The organism is Streptomyces sp. So13.3, from assembly GCF_005860785.2.
GTDB lineage: Bacteria > Actinomycetota > Actinomycetes > Streptomycetales > Streptomycetaceae > Actinacidiphila > Actinacidiphila fildesensis.
This window is the reverse complement of the sequence record NZ_CP048835.1, coordinates 4,373,273-4,393,199: the sequence shown is the minus strand read 5'-3', so window position 1 is coordinate 4,393,199 and position 19,927 is coordinate 4,373,273. Positions and strand designations below refer to the sequence as shown.

18 protein-coding genes, 1 tRNA gene and 1 pseudogene are annotated in these 19,927 nt (G+C 71.2%); 11 read left to right on the top strand and 9 right to left on the bottom strand.

Going from position 1 to position 19,927, the window contains the following annotated elements; all coding sequences use genetic code 11:
- Positions 1–5 precede the first annotated feature (5 nt).
- From C8250_RS19730 to C8250_RS19720, 3 genes are all read right to left on the bottom strand, one after another.
- On the bottom strand, positions 6–2,300 hold the full coding sequence (locus tag C8250_RS19730) for a right-handed parallel beta-helix repeat-containing protein (RefSeq protein WP_138354762.1): 2,295 nt from the start codon (positions 2,298–2,300) through the stop codon (positions 6–8).
- Positions 2,301–2,508: 208 nt separating this feature from the next.
- A tRNA-Arg gene (locus tag C8250_RS19725) sits at positions 2,509–2,581 on the bottom strand.
- A gap of 108 nt (positions 2,582–2,689) precedes the next feature.
- Complete coding sequence (locus C8250_RS19720; protein WP_138354761.1) at positions 2,690–3,175, bottom strand: MarR family transcriptional regulator; 486 nt, start codon at positions 3,173–3,175, stop codon at positions 2,690–2,692.
- 106 nt (positions 3,176–3,281) lie between these two features.
- Between C8250_RS19720 and C8250_RS19715 the strand changes: the two genes are divergently transcribed.
- The gene (locus C8250_RS19715) at positions 3,282–3,698 is read left to right on the top strand and encodes an organic hydroperoxide resistance protein (protein ID WP_138354760.1); all 417 of its coding nucleotides are present in this window, start codon (positions 3,282–3,284) and stop codon (positions 3,696–3,698) included.
- A gap of 83 nt (positions 3,699–3,781) precedes the next feature.
- Here the strand turns inward: C8250_RS19715 and C8250_RS19710 are convergent, their stop codons facing one another.
- On the bottom strand, positions 3,782–4,264 hold the full coding sequence (locus C8250_RS19710) for a MarR family transcriptional regulator (protein ID WP_138354759.1): 483 nt from the start codon (positions 4,262–4,264) through the stop codon (positions 3,782–3,784).
- A 225-nt stretch (positions 4,265–4,489) separates the two neighbouring features.
- On the opposite strand from C8250_RS19710, the gene C8250_RS19705 reads away from it, so the two are divergent.
- Positions 4,490–5,134, top strand: coding sequence for a TetR/AcrR family transcriptional regulator (locus tag C8250_RS19705; RefSeq protein WP_138354758.1), 645 nt, complete (start codon positions 4,490–4,492; stop codon positions 5,132–5,134).
- Positions 5,135–5,191: 57 nt separating this feature from the next.
- Positions 5,192–6,718 carry an MFS transporter gene (locus C8250_RS19700; protein WP_138354757.1) on the top strand — a complete coding sequence of 509 codons (1,527 nt, stop codon included), beginning with the start codon at positions 5,192–5,194 and terminating at the stop codon, positions 6,716–6,718.
- A 162-nt stretch (positions 6,719–6,880) separates the two neighbouring features.
- Here the strand turns inward: C8250_RS19700 and C8250_RS19695 are convergent, their stop codons facing one another.
- Together C8250_RS19695 and C8250_RS19690 are read right to left on the bottom strand one after the other, a co-directional pair.
- Positions 6,881–7,504, bottom strand: coding sequence for a hypothetical protein (locus C8250_RS19695; protein WP_164294369.1), 624 nt, complete (start codon positions 7,502–7,504; stop codon positions 6,881–6,883).
- Positions 7,505–7,642: 138 nt separating this feature from the next.
- On the bottom strand, positions 7,643–8,812 hold the full coding sequence (locus C8250_RS19690; protein WP_138354755.1) for a questin oxidase family protein: 1,170 nt from the start codon (positions 8,810–8,812) through the stop codon (positions 7,643–7,645).
- Positions 8,813–9,326: 514 nt separating this feature from the next.
- Here C8250_RS19690 and C8250_RS19685 point away from each other — a divergent pair.
- The 5 genes from C8250_RS19685 to C8250_RS19665 all read left to right on the top strand — a co-directional run bounded on the left by C8250_RS19685 (position 9,327) and on the right by C8250_RS19665 (position 15,301).
- The gene (locus C8250_RS19685; protein ID WP_138354754.1) at positions 9,327–10,322 is read left to right on the top strand and encodes a sigma-70 family RNA polymerase sigma factor; all 996 of its coding nucleotides are present in this window, start codon (positions 9,327–9,329) and stop codon (positions 10,320–10,322) included.
- Positions 10,323–10,561: 239 nt separating this feature from the next.
- Positions 10,562–11,323, top strand: a complete 762-nt coding sequence (locus C8250_RS19680; protein WP_138354773.1) for a DeoR/GlpR family DNA-binding transcription regulator — start codon at positions 10,562–10,564, stop codon at positions 11,321–11,323.
- Positions 11,320–12,264, top strand: coding sequence for a 1-phosphofructokinase (gene pfkB / locus C8250_RS19675; protein WP_138354753.1), 945 nt, complete (start codon positions 11,320–11,322; stop codon positions 12,262–12,264). Before C8250_RS19680 ends, pfkB begins: the two co-directional genes overlap by 4 nt.
- A 145-nt stretch (positions 12,265–12,409) precedes the next feature.
- Positions 12,410–14,470, top strand: a complete 2,061-nt coding sequence (locus C8250_RS19670; protein WP_138354752.1) for a fructose-specific PTS transporter subunit EIIC — start codon at positions 12,410–12,412, stop codon at positions 14,468–14,470.
- A 36-nt stretch (positions 14,471–14,506) separates the two neighbouring features.
- Positions 14,507–15,301, top strand: a complete 795-nt coding sequence (locus C8250_RS19665) for a VIT family protein (RefSeq protein ID WP_138354751.1) — start codon at positions 14,507–14,509, stop codon at positions 15,299–15,301.
- Between the two features lie 38 nt (positions 15,302–15,339).
- Here C8250_RS19665 and C8250_RS19660 read toward each other — a convergent pair whose 3' ends face one another.
- Positions 15,340–16,101, bottom strand: coding sequence for a VC0807 family protein (locus tag C8250_RS19660; protein WP_138354750.1), 762 nt, complete (start codon positions 16,099–16,101; stop codon positions 15,340–15,342).
- A gap of 138 nt (positions 16,102–16,239) precedes the next feature.
- Positions 16,240–17,415, bottom strand: coding sequence for a low temperature requirement protein A (locus C8250_RS19655; RefSeq protein WP_138354749.1), 1,176 nt, complete (start codon positions 17,413–17,415; stop codon positions 16,240–16,242).
- A 109-nt stretch (positions 17,416–17,524) separates the two neighbouring features.
- Between C8250_RS19655 and C8250_RS19650 the strand changes: the two genes are divergently transcribed.
- Complete coding sequence (locus tag C8250_RS19650) at positions 17,525–17,977, top strand: group III truncated hemoglobin (RefSeq protein WP_138354748.1); 453 nt, start codon at positions 17,525–17,527, stop codon at positions 17,975–17,977.
- Positions 17,978–18,004: 27 nt separating this feature from the next.
- On the opposite strand, the gene C8250_RS19645 is transcribed toward C8250_RS19650, so the two are convergent.
- Positions 18,005–19,165 carry a PLP-dependent cysteine synthase family protein gene (locus C8250_RS19645; RefSeq protein ID WP_138354747.1) on the bottom strand — a complete coding sequence of 387 codons (1,161 nt, stop codon included), beginning with the start codon at positions 19,163–19,165 and terminating at the stop codon, positions 18,005–18,007.
- Positions 19,166–19,276: 111 nt separating this feature from the next.
- Here C8250_RS19645 and C8250_RS19640 point away from each other — a divergent pair.
- Both C8250_RS19640 and C8250_RS19635 read left to right on the top strand, forming a co-directional pair.
- Positions 19,277–19,627 (top strand): annotated as a pseudogene (locus C8250_RS19640) (hypothetical protein).
- A gap of 78 nt (positions 19,628–19,705) precedes the next feature.
- Positions 19,706–19,918, top strand: coding sequence for a hypothetical protein (locus tag C8250_RS19635; RefSeq protein ID WP_138354746.1), 213 nt, complete (start codon positions 19,706–19,708; stop codon positions 19,916–19,918).
- Positions 19,919–19,927: the final 9 nt, after the last annotated feature.

Sequence of the window (19,927 nt, the reverse complement as noted above, 5' to 3'; positions counted from 1 at the left end):
AGGACCTAGAGGGCCTGGTAGCCGAAGACGTCGATCACCAGGTGCACCGCACCCTTGCTGCCGTTGTAGAACGAGACCTTGCCGTTGGCCCCGACCGGGACGACGACCTGGTTCGGAATCGTCTGGCCCGGGGTCCAGTTGATGTTCGACGCAAGCGGACGCTGCGCGCCGGCCGGGTAGGCCGTCAGGAAGCCGCCGGCCGCGGGCTGCGTGACGGTGACGTTCAGTACGACGGAGGTGGCGGGAACGGGCAGCGCCGACAGGGTCAGGGTGGCGCCGGGGGCGACGGTCCCCGCCTTGCGGATCAGCTCGCCTTCCTCGTACTGGTCGGAGCGGGTGTCCATGATCCGCCAGGGGCCGACGGGCCGGTAGGTGTTGTACCCCTTGGCGCTGTAGTAGCCGGCCACATCGGCGATCACGTCGACGCTTCCGGTGGGACCGCCGGCGTAGAACGAGACCTTGCCGTCGATCACCGGGACCGTGACGAGGTTGGCGATGGTCGTGCCCGGGGTCCAGTTGACGTTCGACGCGGTCGGACGCTCCTGGCCGTGCGGGTAGACGGTCAGGAAACCGCCGCCGACCGGGTTCGTCACGGTGACGTTCAGGGTGACCGCGGTGACGCCCTGCGCGGGTACGCCCTTGACGCCGGCCACCTGGAGGTCGACGGCGCCGCCCTGCGCGACCGGGGCCTTGACGCCGCCGGTGCCGGTGCCGTCACGGGTGTCGAGCACCCGGGACGGGCCTGCCGAGGTGAAGACGCTGCCCTTGGCGCTGTAGTAGCCGGCCAGGTCGGCGATCACATCGACGGCGCCCGCGGTGCCGCCGGCGTAGAAGGAGACCTTGCCGTCGACCACGGGGACCGTGACGAGGTTGGCGATGGTCGTCCCCGGCGTCCAGTTGAGGTTGGACGCGGTCGGGCGCTGCGCGCCGTGCGGGAACACCGTCAGGAATCCGCCGCTGGAGGGCTTGGCCACGGTGACGTTGAGCGTCACCGCCTGGACGCCGGTGGCCGGAAGGCCCGCGACACCGGCGAGCTGCAGGTCGACCGAGGAACCGGTGTGGACCGGCGCCTTGACGCCGCCGGTGCCGACGCCCTCGCGGGTGTCGAGCACGCGGGTCGGGCCGGCCGGGGTGTAGACGCCGCCGAAGTTCTGGAACTCCATCGCGCCGCGGTCGTGGAATCCGCTTCCGGTACCGGTGTTCGGCACGACCGGGTCGTCCAGCGTCGGCCAGCCCCAGGCGTCCAGGTCGATGACGCCGGGCGCGTTCTCGTCCGCCGAGTCCACCCAGGGGGCGATCTGCGGGGACTTGCCGTCGTACGGCATGGTGGGATCGGCGACGAAGTCGTGGGTGCCCTGGCCGGTCGCGGTCGTGAAGGCGGCCCGGTCCTTGTACGTCGTGCCGGCCCAGTCGTAGGCCGGGCCGCCGCTGGTCGGGCTGATGACGTTGTAGTCGACCTTCGCGGTCGGCGCTGCCGCCGCCGAGATGGTCAGCCCGGTGTCCGAGTCACCTGCCTTGCAGGGCTTGGTCGGGTAGTCGGCGGTGTCGCCCGTGTCGATCACGTTGTTCTCGACAACCGCGTCGGTCGAGGCGCCGGCGAGGGTGATCCCGTCGTTGCAGTGCGACTGCACCGTGTTGCCGACGACGACGGTGCCGGGCGAGCCCAGCGCCACGATCCGGGTGTCGACCTGATTGGTGCTGACGACCGTGCCGGTCGCGCCCTCGTCGACCAGGACGCCGGGGCCGTCGCTGCCACCGAGCTGGGATCCCGCGATGGTCACCTTGCTGGAGCCGGTGCTGACGCGCACCGCGGCGGTGCCCTCATAGCCGCCCCACGTGTTCGCCCGGGTCACCGAGACGTCGGTCGCGTGGTCGAAGAGGATCGGCTCGAGGGTGCCGGTGATGGACAGGTTCTGGACCCGGATGTGCTGAGCCCCCGCGACCAGCAGCCCGTTCTCGGGTGTCGGAGCGTCAGGGTTGCCGATGGACACCCGGTCGTCGGAGTCGTCCCGGTCGACCGTCGTGTGCACGAAGGTGATCGGCGCGTCCGCGGTGCCGGACCTGGTGAGCTTCAGCTTCTGCGGATAGTCACCCCGCGAGATGTGCACCGTCTGGCCCGGCAGCGAGACGTCCGCCGCGGCCTGGACGGTGCAGAAGGGTGCGGCCTGCGTGCCGGTGCCGCCGTTCGTGCAGTGGGCGCCGGCGGCGTTGTTGACATAGAGATCGGTGGTCGCCGCGTTCGCGCTGACCTGCCCTACGGCAGGGATCGCGAGCGCGGCGAGGAGTGCGGCGCCGGTCACGGCGCCGATACGAGTCTTGATAGTGCCCCCCCAAGGGCGTGAACGGGATGTCCCGTCGGCCGACTCGGCGGGAGTCCCCACCCTCGGCAGTCAGCCGAGCCGGATCATTTCACACGATTCACACAGGCACCATTGGTATCCCGACCACTTCGCCGCCCACGCGAAAGGCCCTCCCGTCAGTGCTGACGGGAGGGCCTCGCGGATGGTGTGCCCCAGGCAGGATTCGAACCTGCGACACCAGCTTTAGGAGAGCTGTGCTCTATCCCCTGAGCTACTGGGGCGGGGTGAGGACAGGTTAGCGGATTCGGGGCGCCCGGCGCTGGCGGGTCCCGGCGGCCGCGGTGTCGGACGGCCGCGATGTCGGGCGGCCGCGATGTCGGGCGGCCGGGTTACTCGGGGGTGGGGTCGGCCGCCGGGTCCGGGGTGGCCGCGTCCAGGGTGGTGGTCAGGTGGTGGAGGCGGGTGCGCAGGTCGGTCAGGTCGGTGAGGGTGAGGCCGGTGGCCGTCGCGATCTGTTCCGGGACCCGCTGGGCGCGCTCGCGCAGGGCGTCGCCCGCGGTGGTGAGGCGGACGGTGACCGAGCGCTCGTCGAGGGCGCTGCGCTCGCGCTGGACCAGGCCTGCGGCCTCCAGGCGCTTCAGGAGCGGGGAGAGGGTGCCGGAGTCGAGGCGCAGATGCTCGCCGATCTTCTTGACGGGCAGCTCGCCGTGTTCCCACAGGACCAGCATCACCAGGTACTGGGGGTAGGTCAGGGCGAGGTCGCGCAGCGCCGTCCGGTAGAGGCTGCCGAACGCTCTGGACGCCGCGTGCAGCGCGAAGCAGATCTGGTTGTCCAGTCGCAGGTATTCGGCGGGTGCCGTTTCGGTCGTCCTCATGTAACCAGCGTACCCTTTAGTTGTGCACAATTGAGTTGTGTGCTCTAGTAGTGCTGAGCGCGGCCCGGGGCAACCGGGCCGTGAAGTGTGGAGAGGGATGGTTCCGATGAGTGCGCTGTACACCGCTGTGGCCACGGCCAATGGACGCGACGGCCGGGCCGTGAGCTCGGACGGTCAGCTGGACCTGCAGCTGGCCATGCCGCCGGCCCTGGGCGGGAACGGCAAGGGCACCAACCCCGAGCAGCTCTTCGCGGCCGGCTACGCGGCGTGCTTCTCCAGCGCGCTCGGGCTAGTGGGGCGTGAGGCGAAGGTCGACACCAAGGACGTTTCGGTGACCGCCGAGGTAGGCATAGGCGCCGATGCCGCGAACGGCGGCTTCGAGCTCGCCGTCACGCTGCGCGTGGAGCTGCCCGCGGAGCTGGAGGGCGAGATCGGCCGCAAGCTGGTCGAGCAGGCGCACGGTGTGTGCCCGTACTCGAAGGCGACCCGCGGGAACATCACCGTCGAGATCGTCGTGGAGTAGGTGGCGTAGTCAGCCGGTTGCATGACCGAGCGGTTCCCACGGACCCGCTCCTGGCTTTCCGACAGGCGCCGATCCGCCTTGGCTCACCGCAGCCAGGGCAGGTCGGCGCCTTCCGGTTGCAGGCCCTCGGCGATGATGCGGGAGATCTCGCCCAGCTGCTGGACCTGCTCGGGGGTGAGCCGGTCGAAGATCGCCGAGCGGACGGCCGTGACGTGTCCTGGCGCGGTCCGCACCAGCACCGCGTACCCTTCGTCGGTGAGCACGGCCATCTGACCTCGACGGTCGGAGGGGCAGTCCTCGCGGGCGATCCAGCCGTTCTTCTCCAGCCGGGTGACGGCGTGCGAGAGCCGGGAGCGGGTGATCTTCGTCTGCTGCGCCAGTTCGGTCATCCGCATCCGGCGGGTGGGGGCGTCGGAGAGCGTGGTCAGCAGCGCGTAGTACATGTGCGGCATGCCGGCGTCGCGCTGCAGCTGCCGGTCGAGGTGGTCCTCCAGGAGCGTCGTGGCGTGCACATACGCGCGCCAGGAGGCCTGCTCTTCTTCCGTCAGCCATTTCATGCTGTCCATCCTATGTCCACTTCTTGAAGATTCAATGAAAGTGCGGGAAAGCGCTCCGGACGGCTCGCGACCGGCCGTTCGCCGCCTGGTCGCGGACGTTGATCCGGAATGTGTCGCAGGTCACACAGGGGACCCGAAATATCCGGGGACCATCTCCCCGTTTAGTCTGGTGTCAGAGCGAAGCGGGGACTGATTCCCCGCTTCACCTTCCCCTTTCGCCAGAAGGAGTGTCCGGTGGTCGGCAGCGCCGTGAAATCGCGATCCCCCCGGTTGCGGGCAGATGCCTCGCGCAACCGGGAGCGGATCGTCGCCGCCGCGCGCGAAGCCTTCGTCGAGCACGGGGCCGAGGTCCCGCTGGACGAGGTCGCGCGCCGCGCCGGAGTCGGCAACGCCACGCTCTACCGGCACTTCGCGGACCGGGCCGAACTCGTCCGGGAGGTGGTCCTGTCGGTGATGGCGCGGATCACCGAGCGGACCGAGGCCGCGGTCGCACAGGAGCCCGACGCCTTCGAGGCCCTGCGGCGCTTCGTCTTCGAATCGGCGGAGGACCGGGTCGGCGCGCTGTGCCCGATGCTCTCCGAGGCCTTCGACGGGAACGATCCGGCGATCTTCGCGGCTCGTGACCGGCTGAATCGCTCGATCGAGGACATAATGGACAGAGCGCGAACCTCTGGCCAACTCCGCACCGACATCGCCGTCGGTGACCTGATGGTTGCGATCACGCAGCTCACGCGACCGCTGCCCGGTAAGGCGTGCATGGACATGGACCGGTTCGTGCACCGTCACCTGCAGATCTTCCTCGATGGGCTGCGCGCCCCGGCGTGGTCGGCGCTACCGGGCGCCGCCGTGACGTTGGAGGACCTGCAGCAGCAGCGCTGACGAATTCCCACAAACGTCCCCATTTCCTGCCCCTCCGCACCCTTAGTGAGTACAGCTATGCCTGCTATGCCCGACAAGACACTGCAGCCGGATCCCCGGCGCTGGAAAGCACTCATATTCATCGCGATCGCTCAGCTGATGGTCGTGCTCGACGCGACCATCGTGAACATCGCCCTTCCCTCCGCCCAGACGGACCTCGGCATCTCCGACGCCAACAAGCAGTGGGTCATCACGGCCTACAGCCTCGCGTTCGGTGGACTGCTGCTCTTCGGTGGCCGTATCTCCGACCTGTTCGGCCGTAAGAACGCCTTCATCGTCGGTCTGCTCGGCTTCGCCGCCGCCTCCGCGATCGGTGGCGCGGCCGTCAACACCGGCATGCTGCTCGGCGCCCGCGCCCTGCAGGGTGCGTTCGGCGCACTGCTCGCGCCGGCCGCCCTGTCGCTGCTCGCGGTGCTGTTCACCGATGCCAAGGAACGTGCCAAGGCGTTCGGTGTCTACGGTGCCATCGCCGGTGCCGGTGCCGCTGTGGGTCTGATCCTCGGCGGTGTCCTCACCGAGTTCCTGAACTGGCGCTGGACGCTCTTCGTCAACATCGCCTTCGCGGTCGTCGCCGCCATCGGCGCCTACCTGGTGGTGCACGAGCCGGCCGGTTCGCGTAACCCGAACCGCCTCGACATCCCCGGCGTGATCCTTTCCACCCTGGGTCTGGTCTCCCTGGTCTACGGCTTCACCGTCGCGGCCGAGGACGGCTGGAGCTCCACCAAGACGATCGCCCTGCTGATCGCGTCCGTCGTGCTGCTCGCGGCGTTCGTGTTCTACGAGAGCCGCGCGAAGGCGCCACTGCTCCCGCTGCGCGTCATCTCCGACCGCAACCGTGGCGGCGTCTACCTGTCGCTCGGTATCGCGATCATCGGCATGTTCGGTCTGTTCCTGTTCCTGACGTTCTACCTGCAGAACATCCTGGGCTACTCGGCGATGAAGTCCGGGTTCGCGTTCCTGCCCATGGTCGCGGGCATGATCGTCGGTTCCACGCAGGTCGGCACCCGGCTCATGCTCCGTGTGCCGCCACGCATGCTGATGGCACCGGGCTTCCTGGTCGCCTCCGTCGGCATGCTGATCCTCACCCAGATCTCGACCACCCCGAACTACGCGGGCATCGTTCTGCCGGGCCTGGTCCTGATGGGTCTCGGCATGGGTTCGGCCTTCATGCCGGCCATGAGCCTGGCGACGCACGGCGTCCAGCCGCGCGACTCCGGAATCGCTTCCGCGATGGTCAACACCTCGCAGCAGGTCGGTGGCTCCATCGGCACCGCGCTGCTGAACACCATCGCCGCCAGCGCCACCACCACGTGGGCCGCGTCCAACCTGGCCTCCGCCGGGAAGCTCGGCAAGGTGGGCTTCGCGAACGAGGCGGCCGTGCACGGCTTCTCCACGGCGATCTGGTGGGCCTTCGGCGCACTGGTGCTCGCGGCCCTCATCGCGGCGACGTTCATCAACACGGGCGTCCCCGGCAGCGAGGTCTCGGGCCAGAGCCTGGAGGACGAGATGGCCGAGGGCCTGCCGATCCCGGTCATCGTTCACTGATCAGGATCCACACCCGTGGTCAGCAGTAGTCAGTAGTACGCAGTAAGTCAGTACGCGGAACCAGGAAGGGCCCCGTCTCCGGACAACCGGAGGCGGGGCCCTTCCTGTGTCGGCTGTCGAACGGTCGCCGTCAAAGGGGCGCCGTCAAGGGTTCTCCGACGGTCAGACGCCCGCGGGGAAGGCGTAGGCCGACGGCACCTCCGTGCCGGGCTTGCCGTAGACGATGGCGATCTCCGCGTGCGCGGTGAGCTTGACGGCGGCCGGATCGCCGCTCTGCTCCTTGCCGTTGACGTAGACGTGCAGCTCCTTGCCGCCGCCGGTCCTCAGAGGGCCGAGCCGGTCCTTGGTGAGCGGCACGTTCCACTCGGTCATGAACTGGCCGAGGGTGAAGTCGGCCTGCACCGGCGACTCGATGTGGACGATGCCGGTCGTGTCGTGGGTGTGCAGTGGGCTGATCTTCTGCTGCTCCAGGTCGATGCCGATGTCGGCGGGCACCACCAGGGACCTGCCGTTGACCAGTACGTCCACGTGGCTGTGGATGTGCAGCACCTGGCCCTCGGCGCCCAGCATCGGCAGTCCGGCCACCTTGGCGCGGGCGGAGGCGTCCGCGGGCGCGGGCCAGGGCGCGCCGCCGGTGACGGGAACGGGAGCGGCGGCGGTGGCGGAGGCCGGGGTGGAGGCGGGAGAAGTGGGCTTCGTGCCGCCGCCGTCCCCGGAACCGCAGGCGGCGAGGGTGACGGTGCCGGCCAGGACGGCCGATCCGATCAGGAGGCGGCGTACGAGCATGGTGGGTGGCTTCCGTTCAGCTGATCGGGCGCGAGAGCTGGGCGCCGTCGAGCGTAAACGAAAGGCGGGGGCGCCCGGAGTGGACTCCGGAGAACCCCCGCCATGCCCGCGCATGGGGTCCTGGGGTCGTGGGGTCCGTTACAGGGCGGGCTCGATCAGCTCGGTCGCCCGGACGGCTGCCACGAGAGCGACCGTACTGCCGGTGGCGGCGGCCACGTCGAGTGCGGTGTCGGCGAACTTCACCGTGTGCTCGTCGCCGTGCCGGACCGCCCGCGCGAAGAGTTCCTCGGAGGCCTCGGCCACGGATCCGGCCGGGGGCTCGGGCAGTCCGGCGGCGGGAGTGGGCGCGGTGGGCGAGTAGAGCGCGGTCACGGCCGCGCCGGCCGCCCAGGCCGCGCCCAGGCTCGGCACCCACAGTTCGGACGGCAGCGCGGGGAGGGTGCGCAGCACGGCGTTGGGCGCTGTCGCGGCGTGCACCAGCATGACCGGGTTCTGGTGGCCGTAGGCGGCGTAGCGGTACGTGGCCGCCCTGACCAGCTCGGCGAGCAGGTCCCGGGCCTCGTCCGGGGTGGCGGGCGCGCGGAGCGAGGCGCTGGCCGCCGTCCAGCCAGGGGTGTCGGCGAGCAGGGCGATGCCGTCCCGGTACCCCGACCCCTGGCCGGCTATCGGCGGGACGCCGTCCAGGGCCTCGGCCGGGGCGGCCGTGCCGGACAGCGGCGCGAGGCCGGGTGTCGGGAGGCTGCGGGCCGCCCAATAACCGAGCCCGTGGGCGAGTTCGGCGAGCCGGGGGCCGTCGGCCGCGACCGCTTGCCCGTTGCTGCCTGACCCGCCTGACCCGCCTGACCCGCCTGCCCCGCCTGGCCTGCCTGCCGCGCCTGACCTGTCCGCCTCATCGGCGAGCAGGGTGCGGACGGCGTGACCGACGCGGATCACCGGATGGGTGGCGCCGGCGGCGATCCCGGGAAGCAGCCGCGGCCACCACTGCGCCAGCACGTCGCGCCACGGGCGTTCGCTCGTCTCGCGGACGAAGTACTCCGTCCAGTCGGCGGTCCTGCGCGGATCGCCGAGCGCCTCCTGCCAGCCGCCGGCGGTGATCGGCTCGGTGGGGCGCGGCGGATCCTCCAGTTTGGTGCGGTAGTAGTCCAGCCAGCGGTGGACCTCGGCGGCGTGGCCGCCCCGGACCAGGGCCTCGACGGCCATCGGGCCGTGGTTCGTCAGCCAGCCGTTGAATTCCGGGCCGGTGGAGTGCAGTCGCTGGAGGGCCTCGTCGAGGACGCCGGTCGTGTCGGTCGTACGCCTGGGTTCCATGGGGCCGACGGTAGGCCGGGGTGCCATTGGGGCGTAACGGGCTGGGGACCTAGGTCCCGGGGACCAGGGTCATTCAGGGCTTCTTCGCCTGTTTGGGCAACCAATATGCGGTACGGGCCGTCTTGTGGGTAGGAGAGCAGCCACGGGCGGCGAAGCCCGGGCGCGGGACCCGACAGCGGACAGTGACGGCGGACGGTGCCAGTGGATGCCGACACCGGATGCCGGTCACGGGCCACGGATGTGAGCGGCGTCTCACGGGCACAGCGGCCGTGGAAGTCCGCCAAGGCCCCGGATCGCCCCGCGACCGGCCCTGACCTGGGCTTCCCGGCCACCCACAGCGCTGCGCCTCGCTGTGTGGCGGCACAGGATACTGCAAGATCGCGAAAATCAGTGATCGACAGGGGAATTGTGTCCGGATTCCAGTCGTTATCCAGATCAGAGCGGGCAGCCGAAGGGCAGCATCAAGAGTCCCGCTCCAACCGACACCCGACCGAACCTTCGCAAGGGAGCACGCATGGCAACCCGTGCCGTCGCCCGTCGTTCCGCAGGCGGGAGCAGCAGCGTCCGCGCCGTTGGCGGGGAAGCCGCAGACCGCGACCTCGTCGGTATGTACCTCGACGAGATCGCTCGTACGCCGCTGCTCGACGCTGCGCAGGAAGTCGAACTGTCCCGGGAGATCGAGGCCGGCGTCTACGCCGAGCGCATACTCTCCGGTGACTCCCAGCTCGTCGAAGGTGCCGGGGCTGGTGCCGATCGCGAGGAGCTGGAGGCGCTGGTCGCCATCGGCGACCGCGCCAAGGACGTCTTCATCCGCTCCAATCTGCGCCTCGTCGTAGCGGTCGCCCGCCGCTACCCGCGCAGCGGTCTTCCGCTGCTCGACCTCATCCAGGAGGGGAACGCGGGCCTGGTGCGCGCCGTCGAGAAGTTCGACTACGCCAAGGGCTTCAAGTTCTCCACGTACGCGACCTGGTGGATCCGCCAGGCCATCACGCGCTCCATCGCCGACCAGTCCCGCACCATCCGGCTCCCCGTCCACCTGGTGGAGGAGCTGGGCCGGATCCGGCGTGTGCAGCGGGAGTTCAACCGTGAGCACGGGCGCGACCCGGAGCACGAGGAGATCGCCGCCGAGCTGGACTCGACGCCGTCCCGCGTGCATGACGTGCTCGACTGGGCCCGTGACCCGGTCAGCCTGAACATGTCCGTGGACGCGGACGGCGAGACCGAGTTCGGGGATCTCGTGGAGGACGGCGCCGCCGCCTCTCCCGAGCAGTCCGTCCTCGTCATGCTGCGCCGAGAGGAGCTCGAAGAGCTCATCGGCCGACTCGACGAACGCACGGCTTCGATCATCCGGTCCCGGTACGGTATCGAGGACGGCCGCGAGCGGACGCTGACCGAGGTCGGCAAGCAGCACGGCCTGACGCGTGAGCGCATCCGGCAGATCGAGAAGCACGCCCTGGCAGACCTCAAGCGCATGGCCCGCGACACGGGCCTGGAGTACGAGGCCGCCTGACCCGCGGCGGGGTCCGTCCCCGCCGCCCCTGAACCCGAACCTCGGCGCAACCCCCCCCCGCGCCGGGGTTCGGCCATGTCCGGACCCGGTCCGGGATCCATCGCCCCCTTCCTGGCCATGACGTCCCGCCTATGTCCGAATGAATCCGCCGCATGCCTGTTTGTTTTTACTTTCGGTCGAACCGTGCGTACGGTGACGGCATAGCAACACACTCGGGCATGAGGCGGAGGCAAAACCACATGTACGCCCCGGAGCGGCAGCAAGAGATCCTGCGGCGGGCCCGCGATCTCGGAAGCGTCGACGTCCCCTCGCTGGCCGAGGAGTTCGACGTCACGCCGGAGACGATCCGCCGCGATCTCAAGGCACTCGACCGGGCCGGACTGATCCAGCGCGTGCACGGCGGGGCCATACCGGCCGGGCGCCTCGACTTCGAGCCCGACCTCGCCGAGCGCGAGGCGACGGCGGCCGACGAGAAGGACCGGATCGCGCGCGCCGCGCTGGCCGAACTGCCCGCCGAGGGCAGCGTCGTCATGGACGCGGGCAGCACCGCGGCCCGGCTCGCCGCCGTCCTCCCGCTCGACTCACGGCTCACCGTCGTGACGCACGCCCTGCCGATCGCCGCGCGCCTGTCGGAGTACCCGGACCTCACCCTGCACCTCGTCGGCGGCCGGCTCCGGCACCGCACCCGCGCCGCGGTGGACGCGTGGGCGCTGCGCGCCTACAGCGAGATCCACGCCGACGTGCTGTTCCTCGCCGCGAACGGCTTCTCCGCCGAGGGCGGGCTCACCACCCCCGACCTCGCCGAAGCCGCCGTGAAGCGGGCGATGATCGCCGCCGCGCGGCGCGTCGTGCTGCTCGCCGACTCCTCGAAGTACGGACAGCGGAACTTCGCACGCTTCGGAGACCTCTCCCATGTCGACCTGCTCATCACCGACCAGGGACTCAGCCCCGAAGCAGCCCGCGCGATCGAGAGCGCGGGCACGGAAGTAGTACGCGCATGATCGTCACCGTCACGCCGAATCCGAGCCTGGACCGTACGTACGAGATCCCCGCGCTCGAGCGCGGGGCCGTGCTGCGGGCCACCGCCGACCGGGTCGACCCCGGCGGCAAGGGCGTCAACGTCTCGCGCGCGGTGGCCGCCGCCGGGCGGCGCACGGTCGCCGTGCTGCCGATCGGCGGTCCCGAAGGTGCGCTGCTCGGCCGGCTGTTGGGGGAGCAGGGCATCGAGGTCGCGGGAGTCGGCATCGCCGGCTCGACCCGGGTCAACGTCTCGGTCGCCGAGCCGGACGGGACCCTGACCAAGCTCAACGCGGCCGGACCCACGCTCACCGCCGCCGAGTCGGAGGCACTGCTCGACGCGGTCGGCACCCGGTCCGCCGACGCCCGCTGGATCGCCTGCTGCGGCAGCCTCCCGCGCGGGCTGCCGCCCGAGTGGTACGCCGAACTCGTCGCCCGCGCGCACCGGGCCGGCGCCCGCGTCGCCCTCGACACCTCGGGTCCCTCGCTGCTCGCCGCGCTCGCGATGCGCCCCGATGTCGTCAAGCCCAACGCGGAGGAACTGGCCGCGGCCGTCGGCCGGCCGCTCACGACGGTCGGCGACGTGGTGAAGGCGGCGGGAGAACTGCGCGCCCTGGGCGCGCGGGCGGTGCTGGCCAGCCTCGGCGCGGACGGCCAGCTGCTCGTCGACGACTCCGGTACGTACTTCGGGCAGGCGCGGGTCGCGGTGGTCCGCAGCAACGTCGGGGCCGGGGACGCCTCGTTGGCGGGGTTCCTCGGCGCGGGCGGCGACGGGGAGGCGGCCCTCGCCTCGGCCGTCGCCCATGGGGCGGCCGCCGTGCAGCTGCCGGGCAGCGTCATGCCGGCGCCGGCGGATCTCGACCCGTCGGCGGTCACCGTGACCGCGGACGTTCCCCTCTCCCGGCTGCTGCGGGAACCGGCATGAGGGGCGCCGGCATTACGGACGCCTTCATAACGGGCGTCCGTATGACGGGCGCCGGGCAGCCGACCTGCCCGGTGGCCGCAGCACCCCGTTCCACCCACAGTCCGTTCCGCCCGCCGGGCGGGGACGCGAGCAATGGAGCCGCGCGATGAGTGCCATGATCACCGCGGAGCTGGTCGATCTCGACCTGGCCGCCGACAGCAAGGAAGCGGCGGCACGTTCGCTCGCCGAGCGGATGGTGGCCGCCGGACGCGTCACCGATCTGGAGGGGTTCCTCGCGGATGTGGCCGCGCGCGAGGCCCAGATGCCGACCGGTCTCGACGGCGGCATCGGGATCCCGCACTGCCGCAGCGCGCATGTCGCCGAGCCGACCCTCGCGTTCGGCCGCAGCGCCACCCGTATCGACTTCGGCGCCCCGGACGGCCCGGCCGACCTCGTCTTCCTCATCGCGGCACCGGCCGGTGCCGACACCGACCACCTGACGATCCTGTCGGCCCTCGCCCGCCGCCTCATGGACCCGGAGTTCACCGCGGCCCTGCGCACGGCCGAAGACCCGGCGACGGCCGCGGCCCTGATCGCGGGCGGGCCGGTAGCGGAGCCCGCGACCGCGGAGCCGGAGGTCATACCGCCGGCCACCCCGGCCACCCAGGCCGTCACCGCATCGGAAGCCGCACCGGAAACCGCAGCCGAAGGCGTTCCGCAGGAGCGGCCGTTCCGCGTCGTGGCGGTGACGTCGTGCCCGACGGACATCGCGCACACGTACATGGCGGCGGAGTCCCTGGAGAACGCCGCCCGGGACGCCGGTGTGCAGATCACCGTGGAGACCCAAGGCTCGGCCGGCTTCAAGAAGTTGCCGAAGGCGGCGATCGAGGCCGCGGACGCGGTGATCCTCGCCCATGACGTGGAGGTCCGCGACAAGGAGCGCTTCGCGGGGAAGCCGACGGTGGACGTCGGGGTGAAGGCGGGTATCAGCCGCGCACCGGAGCTCATCGCCGAGGCGCGCGGCAGGGCGGAACGCGGCGAGGTGACGGCCGCGGCACACCCGGCGGGCGCCGACGGCAGCGATGCGCCGTTCGGAACGGCCGGCGAACCCGACGAGTCCGCCGAAGGCTTCGGCACGCGGCTGCGCAAGTGGCTGATGACCGGCGTCAGTTACATGGTGCCGTTCGTCGCCGCCGGCGGGCTGCTGATCGCGCTCGCCTTCGCGATCGGCGGCTACGAGATCAACGCCGCGCCCTCCGTCACCGATCACTTCCTCTGGAACGAGGGCGCGAGCTGGGCGGCGCTGCTCTTCCAGATCGGCGACACCGCGTTCACGTTCCTCGTCCCGATCCTGGCCGGATACATCGCGTTCGGGATGGTGGACCGGCCGGGGCTGGTCCCCGGCATCGTCGGCGGTGCCATCGCGCTGACGATCAACGCGGGTTTCCTGGGCGGCCTGGTGGCCGGTCTGCTCGCGGGCACCGTCGTCATGGCGATCCAGCGGATCGCGATCCCACCGGTGCTGCGCGGCATCATGCCGGTCGTGGTGATCCCACTGATCTCCTCGGCGGTGGTGGGCTTCCTGATGTTCCTGGTGGTCGGCAAGCCGATCGCCTGGCTCCAGAAGCAGCTCACCGACTGGCTGAACGGCCTGACGGGCTCGAACGCGATCATCCTCGGCGTCGTCCTCGGCCTGATGATGTGCTTCGACATGGGTGGTCCGCTGAACAAGGTCGCGTACGCCTTCGCCGTGGGAGGTCTGGCCGACCCGAACGACGGCAGCCTCAAGGTCATGGCGTGCGTGATGGCGGCGGGCATGGTGCCGCCGCTGGGCCTGGCGCTGGCGACGACCGTCCGGGGGCGGCTCTTCACCCGTACGGAACGCGAGAACGGCAAGGCGGCCTGGGTGCTCGGCGCTTCGTTCATCACCGAGGGCGCGATCCCGTTCGCCGCGGCCGACCCGCTACGGGTCATCCCGTCGGCGATGGTCGGCGGCGCGGTCACCGGCGCCCTGTCGATGGCCTTCGGCTGCACGCTGCGCGCCCCGCACGGCGGCATCTTCGTGGTGCCGCTGATCGGCAACCCGTGGCTGTACCTGGTCGCCGTCGCGGCGGGCACGGTCGTCACCGCGGCCCTCGTCGTCCTGCTGAAGGGGCTGCGCAGGCCCGCCGCGCCCGAGGCGGCGCCGCCGGTGCCGGACGACGCCAGGACACCGGTCGCGGCCTGACCGCCCGCGGGCGGTCAGGAATGAGACCCTCGCGGCATGAGTGACGGCGGGCAGAACGGCGAGGACAGCGGTGAGCGGGACGGCGGCGCCGGCCCCGTGGAGCAGGGCGAGGTGGAGCACAGCGAGGTGGAGCACGGTGAGCCGCACCACGCGGGCGGGCTCGCGAGCCGGCTGAACTGGCTGCGGGCGGGGGTGCTGGGCGCCAACGACGGAGTCGTGTCGACGGCCGGGCTGGTCGTCGGCGTGGCCGGGGCCACCGACTCCCGTTCGGCGATCCTGACCGCCGGGCTGGCCGGACTGCTGGCCGGATCCCTGTCGATGGCGGCGGGGGAGTACGTCTCGGTCAGCACCCAGCGCGACTCCGAGCAGGCCGCCCTGGCCATGGAGCGCGAGGAGCTGGCCACCGAGCCGAAGGCGGAACTCGCCGAGCTCACCGGTCTGCTGGAGGACCGCGGGCTGACCCGGGAACTCGCCCGCGAGGTCGCGGAGCAGCTCACCGAACGCGACGCCCTCGGCGCGCACGCCCGGGTCGAGCTCGGCATCAACCCCGACGAACTGACCAACCCGTGGCACGCGGCGGCCGCGAGCTTCGCCGCGTTCACCGCGGGGGCGCTCCTGCCCCTGCTGGCGATCGTGCTGCTGCCTCCGCCGCTGCGGCTGTCCGTCACGGTGGTGGCGGTGCTGATCGCGCTCGCGCTGTGCGGGTGGGAGAGCGCGCGGCTGGGCAGCGCGCCGGCCCGCCCCGCCGTCCTGCGGAACATGGCGGGCGGGGCGACGGCGATGGCCGTCACGTACGCGGCCGGATCACTGCTCGGTGCCACGGGTCTCTGACGCGATTCTCCCATGCGATGAGACCCGTGGCGGGGCCATCAGGCTTCGGCCGGAGCTGCCGGAGCTGCCGGAGCTGCCGGACCGACGGAGCCGGCCGGAGCCGCCGGGGCGTCGGCCGGAGCCGCCGCGGCCTCCGCCGCTTCCGCGGCCACCCGCCGGGCCTCGCCCTTCCTGCCGGTGCGGATCGTGTAGAAGACCAGCCCAGCGGTGAACACGAACGGCAGCACGCCGGAGACGCCCACCATCGTGTCGGTGGAGAGCACGTACGTCAGGGCGATGCGGATGCCGGACTCCACGAGGAAGGTGACGCCCCACACCACCGTCAGCATGCGCTGGGTGGCGCGGAAGCCCGCGTACTTGTCCCACAGGCCGTTCCAGGCCGTGACGCCCGCGTCGGTGCCGTCGGTCGCGAACTTGCGGCCGAAGTAGAAGATCAGCGGCCGCTTCGCGAACAGGCTGAGCAGGAAGGCCAGTCCGAGCAGTCCGGTCAGCGCCGAGTCCTTGATGAACACCATCTTGGTGCTGTTGTAGGCCAGCGCGCTGACCGCGCTCAGCAGCAGCGTTCCGAGGATCATGATGCTGAACTCGTCCAGGCGGCGGTGGATCGCGAAGTACACCACCATCTCCACCACCGGCCAGCCGGAGATGATCAGCAGTGCGGGAACCTGCGCGACACCGTGGTCCGTCAGCATCCCGTAGGTGACCCACGGCAGGATGATGCTGAACAGCACCGTCGGGCCCCAGCTCAGCAGCATCGCTCTGCCGCGGCCCGGCCCGCCCGCCGTATCCGTCTTGATCATTTCCGGCTCCCCCTTGACGTGACACCGCGGCGCCGTGGCGCCCCGCCGCCGTAACGCCGTATTGCCTGGTCAGGCTGGTCGTCGGGGCAGATCGTACGGTCGTGGGAATGCGGTGGGAAGGACTTTGCCCATCCTTGATCAGACCTGTGGGGAGACACTGCGACGCGCCAGCGTGACCCCGACCGCGACGGTCAGCGCCGACACCACCCCGGCCAGTAGCACCGCCGATTCCCCGGCGAACGTGCAGGCCAGGACCAGCAACGAGGCGACCGGCAGGACGAGTTGCTGGGCGAGGCCGCTCTTGTAGTGCCGGGAGTGCAGCAGCCAGACGGTGAAGAACAGGACGGCGGTCGGCACGGTCACCGCGGCGGAGGCGGCCCGTACCGAGATCTCCGCCTTCCCGACGCTCTGCTCCACGGCCACTTCGAGGCCGGCGCCGATCGCCGCGGCGGAGACGAACACGATGTAGTGGCCGTAACCCCAGGGGATCGCCTCGCGGTTGGAGACCAGGTGCTCCTCGATGGGCACGGCGAAGTAGATCCACCAGGCCGCGAAGACGATCAGCAGCCCGCCGCCCGCGATCGGCAGCAGCTCGGCCACCGCCTCGTGCTCGTCGAGCGCGGACTGCACGGCGACGGTCGCCGCCGCGATCGACTCGCCGAGCACGATGATGGTGAACAGGCCGTACCGCTCGGCGATGTGCTGCGGGTGCCAGGGCGTCTGGTGGCGGCGCTCGGCGAACAGCGGCACCGACAGCTCGACGACGATCAGGCCGAGGAACGCCCACACCTTCGCACCGTCGGGCAGGAAGAGCAGCCCGATCCACCCGAACTGGCAGACGGTGACGCCGAACGCGTACCGCAGCGCGCAGCTGCGCGCGTCACCGGTCTCACCGCGCGCGGCCCGCAGCCACTGCGAGGCCAGCGCCAGCCGCATCACCGAGTAGCCGATCACCGAGATCGTCCAGTCGTTGTCGTCGAAGGCGCGCGGCACGCCGGCGGCGAAGATGAGGACGCCGGTGATCTGCACCAGCGTGGTGATCCGGTACAGCACGTCGTCCGTGTCGTAGGCGGAAGCGAACCAGGAGAAGTTCATCCAGGCCCACCAGATGCCGAAGAACACCAGCAGATAGCCGACGACCCCGTTGCCGGGATGGCCCGCGGCCAGCGCGTGCACCAGCCGGGCGCCCGCCTGGGCGACGGCGACCACGAAGCAGAGGTCGAAAAAGAGCTCGAGCGGGGTCGAGGCCCGGTGCGCCTCGTCACGGCTGCGGGCGGTCATACGGCGGAACGCGGCGCCGGCGGGGTTGCTCATGGAGGCCACCTTGCGGCAGAACCCGCGCGAGGAACACCATGGCACGCTGCCGTATCCGGGTCTTTCGGCCCTGGCGGCCGGTCCGCCCCACACGGACCCTGGAAGGACCATGGTCACTGCCAAGCCCGACATCGCCGACCGCGCCGACCTCGGCACGCTGCTGCGCCGCTTCTACGAGGCGGCGCTCGCCGACCGGCTGATCGGCCCGTACTTCACCGAGATCGCGGGCCTCGACCTCGAGGACCACCTCCCCAGGATCACCGACTTCTGGGAACGCGCCCTGCTCCGGACGGCCGACTACAGCGGCAACGCCTTCGCCCCGCACGCCGCCCTGCACGACACCCGGCCGATGACCGCCGAGCACTTCGGCCGCTGGGTCCAGCTGTGGCGCGCCTCCGTCGACGGGCTGTACGCGGGCCCCAACGCGGACCACGCCAAGGCGCAGGGCGAACGGATAGCCCTGTCGATGCTGCGCCGGCTGTCGGGGACCGACGCCTCCACCGAGGGATCCGGCCCCGGCTTCGTGCCGCTCGCCTCCGTGCGGCTCCGCACGGAGGCCTGACGGCGCCGGTCCCCGGCCCGCTGAGCGTCAGACGGCCTGCGCGGCGTGCTCGCTGACGGGCGTGACGGTGCTGGGCGCGACGGTGCTGGGCGCGACGGTGCTGAGTTCGCCCGTCGTGAGGAAGTGCTCGATCCGCGCGGTGAACGGGGCGATGTCGATGCCCTGCGCGGCCAGCCACTCGTCCGAGTAGTACTTCTCCAGGTACCGCTCGCCGGGGTCGCACAACAGCCCCACCACGCTGCCCTGTTCGCCGGCCGCCCGCATGTCGGAGATGATCCGGAAGGCGGCCCACAGGCCGGTGCCGGTGGAGGCGCCGGCCTTGCGTCCCAGCAGCCGTTCCAGCACGCGGATACAGGCGACGGACGCGGCGTCCGGCACCCGCATCATGCGGTCGATCGCCCCGGGGACGAAGCTCGGCTCCACCCGCTGGCGGCCGATGCCCTCGATGCGGGAGCCGCGGTCGGTGACGACGTCCGGGTCGTCCGACTGCCAGCTGGGGAAGAACGCGGAGTTCTCCGGGTCGGCGACACAGACCCCGGTGTCCTGCTGGGTGTAGTGGACGAAGCGGGCGATGGTGGCGGACGTTCCGCCGGTGCCGGCGGTCGCGACGATCCAGGCCGGTACGGGGTGCCGCTCCAGCGCCAGCTGCCGGAAGATCGAGTCGGCGATGTTGTTGTTGCCGCGCCAGTCGGTGGCGCGCTCGGCGTACGTGAACTGGTCCATGTAGTGGCCGCCCGATTCGGCCGCGAGCCGCACCGCCACCTCATAGACCTCGCAGGGGTCGTCGACGAGATGACATCGGCCGCCGTGGAACTCGATCAGGTCGATCTTGGAGCGCACGGTGCTCTTCGCCATCACGGCGATGAACGGCACCCCGATCAGCTTCGCGAAGTACGCCTCGGAGACCGCCGTCGAGCCGCTGGACGCCTCGATGACCGGCTTCCCGGGGCGGATCCAGCCGTTGCACAGCCCGTACAGGAACAGCGAGCGGGCCAGCCGGTGCTTGAGCGAGCCGGTCGGGTGCGTCGACTCGTCCTTCAGATACAGGTCGATGCCCCACTCGGCCGGCAGCGGCACCGACAGCAGATGGGTGTCGGCGGACCGGTTGGCGTCGGCCTGCACCTTGCCGACGGCGTCCTTGAGCCAGTTCCGGTACACCGGGTCACGCCGGTCGATGTCGAGTTCCATGGCCCCAGGTATAGCTGGCGGGGTGTCCCAAACCGGCGCTTGGGGTTTCTCCCCGCTGACGCTTGGGGGCCGTTGGGCCGCCGCGGCCGGTGACCTTCGCGGAACGATCAGGTGGCCAACGCGCCCTACCACCCCGGCAGCGACCGGCCACGGCTGAACCGGCCGGTGCGCGAGCGCTCCCCCCGGATCCGCCCGACCAGCGGCTACGGCGACCCCCGGGTGCGCCACACCGGCCCCGGTCCCGGCGCCGGCACCGACCAGGACCCGGAGCGCTCCGCCAAGCTCTCCGCCCGGCCGGCGCCGGCGATCACGGTCGTCATCGGCCAGCTGTGAGCGCTGTCCATCGCCGTCAATGAGTGGATGCGGGGCGACACGTCCATCGCCTGGTGGTGCGCCGGCTTCCTCGGGGTGTCCTTCCTGGTGGTGCCCGGTATCTGGCTGCTCGGCCCGAAGGACCGATGACGTAGGACCGCGCGGGGCGGCCCGGTGCGCGCGAGGACGCGGAGCCGCCCGGCAGGCCCGCGGCCGTACCCTGGAGGCATGAGCACCGCTCCCGCACCCGAGTCCGACCCCCGGCCCGAAGCACGGCCCGGGAAGCCGCGGCGCGACCCCGCCGCCGCGCTGGTCTTCGACGACCCGCTCAGCCGGCAGTCGTCCGACGACACGGACGGGGGCTGGGGCGAGCGCCCGTCGGGCGGCGGGAACGACGACCTCGCCCGCTTCCTCGACGAGAAGCCCCCGCACCACATCTGATCCAGGTGG

Bases quoted from the DNA above. Each gene is read 5' to 3' on its own strand.
- C8250_RS19720 (WP_138354761.1), bottom strand. From the start codon at position 3,175: ATGAGGACGACCGAAACGGCACCCGCCGAATACCTGCGACTGGACAAC.
- C8250_RS19715 (WP_138354760.1), top strand. From the start codon at position 3,282: ATGAGTGCGCTGTACACCGCTGTGGCCACGGCCAATGGACGCGACGGC.
- C8250_RS19710 (WP_138354759.1), bottom strand. From the start codon at position 4,264: ATGGACAGCATGAAATGGCTGACGGAAGAAGAGCAGGCCTCCTGGCGC.
- C8250_RS19700 (WP_138354757.1), top strand. From the start codon at position 5,192: ATGCCTGCTATGCCCGACAAGACACTGCAGCCGGATCCCCGGCGCTGG.
- C8250_RS19695 (WP_164294369.1), bottom strand. From the start codon at position 7,504: ATGCTCGTACGCCGCCTCCTGATCGGATCGGCCGTCCTGGCCGGCACC.
- C8250_RS19690 (WP_138354755.1), bottom strand. From the start codon at position 8,812: ATGGAACCCAGGCGTACGACCGACACGACCGGCGTCCTCGACGAGGCC.
- C8250_RS19685 (WP_138354754.1), top strand. From the start codon at position 9,327: ATGGCAACCCGTGCCGTCGCCCGTCGTTCCGCAGGCGGGAGCAGCAGC.
- C8250_RS19680 (WP_138354773.1), top strand. From the start codon at position 10,562: ATGTACGCCCCGGAGCGGCAGCAAGAGATCCTGCGGCGGGCCCGCGAT.
- pfkB (WP_138354753.1), top strand. From the start codon at position 11,320: ATGATCGTCACCGTCACGCCGAATCCGAGCCTGGACCGTACGTACGAG.
- C8250_RS19670 (WP_138354752.1), top strand. From the start codon at position 12,410: ATGAGTGCCATGATCACCGCGGAGCTGGTCGATCTCGACCTGGCCGCC.
- C8250_RS19665 (WP_138354751.1), top strand. From the start codon at position 14,507: ATGAGTGACGGCGGGCAGAACGGCGAGGACAGCGGTGAGCGGGACGGC.
- C8250_RS19660 (WP_138354750.1), bottom strand. From the start codon at position 16,101: ATGATCAAGACGGATACGGCGGGCGGGCCGGGCCGCGGCAGAGCGATG.
- C8250_RS19655 (WP_138354749.1), bottom strand. From the start codon at position 17,415: ATGAGCAACCCCGCCGGCGCCGCGTTCCGCCGTATGACCGCCCGCAGC.
- C8250_RS19650 (WP_138354748.1), top strand. From the start codon at position 17,525: ATGGTCACTGCCAAGCCCGACATCGCCGACCGCGCCGACCTCGGCACG.
- C8250_RS19645 (WP_138354747.1), bottom strand. From the start codon at position 19,165: ATGGAACTCGACATCGACCGGCGTGACCCGGTGTACCGGAACTGGCTC.
- C8250_RS19635 (WP_138354746.1), top strand. From the start codon at position 19,706: ATGAGCACCGCTCCCGCACCCGAGTCCGACCCCCGGCCCGAAGCACGG.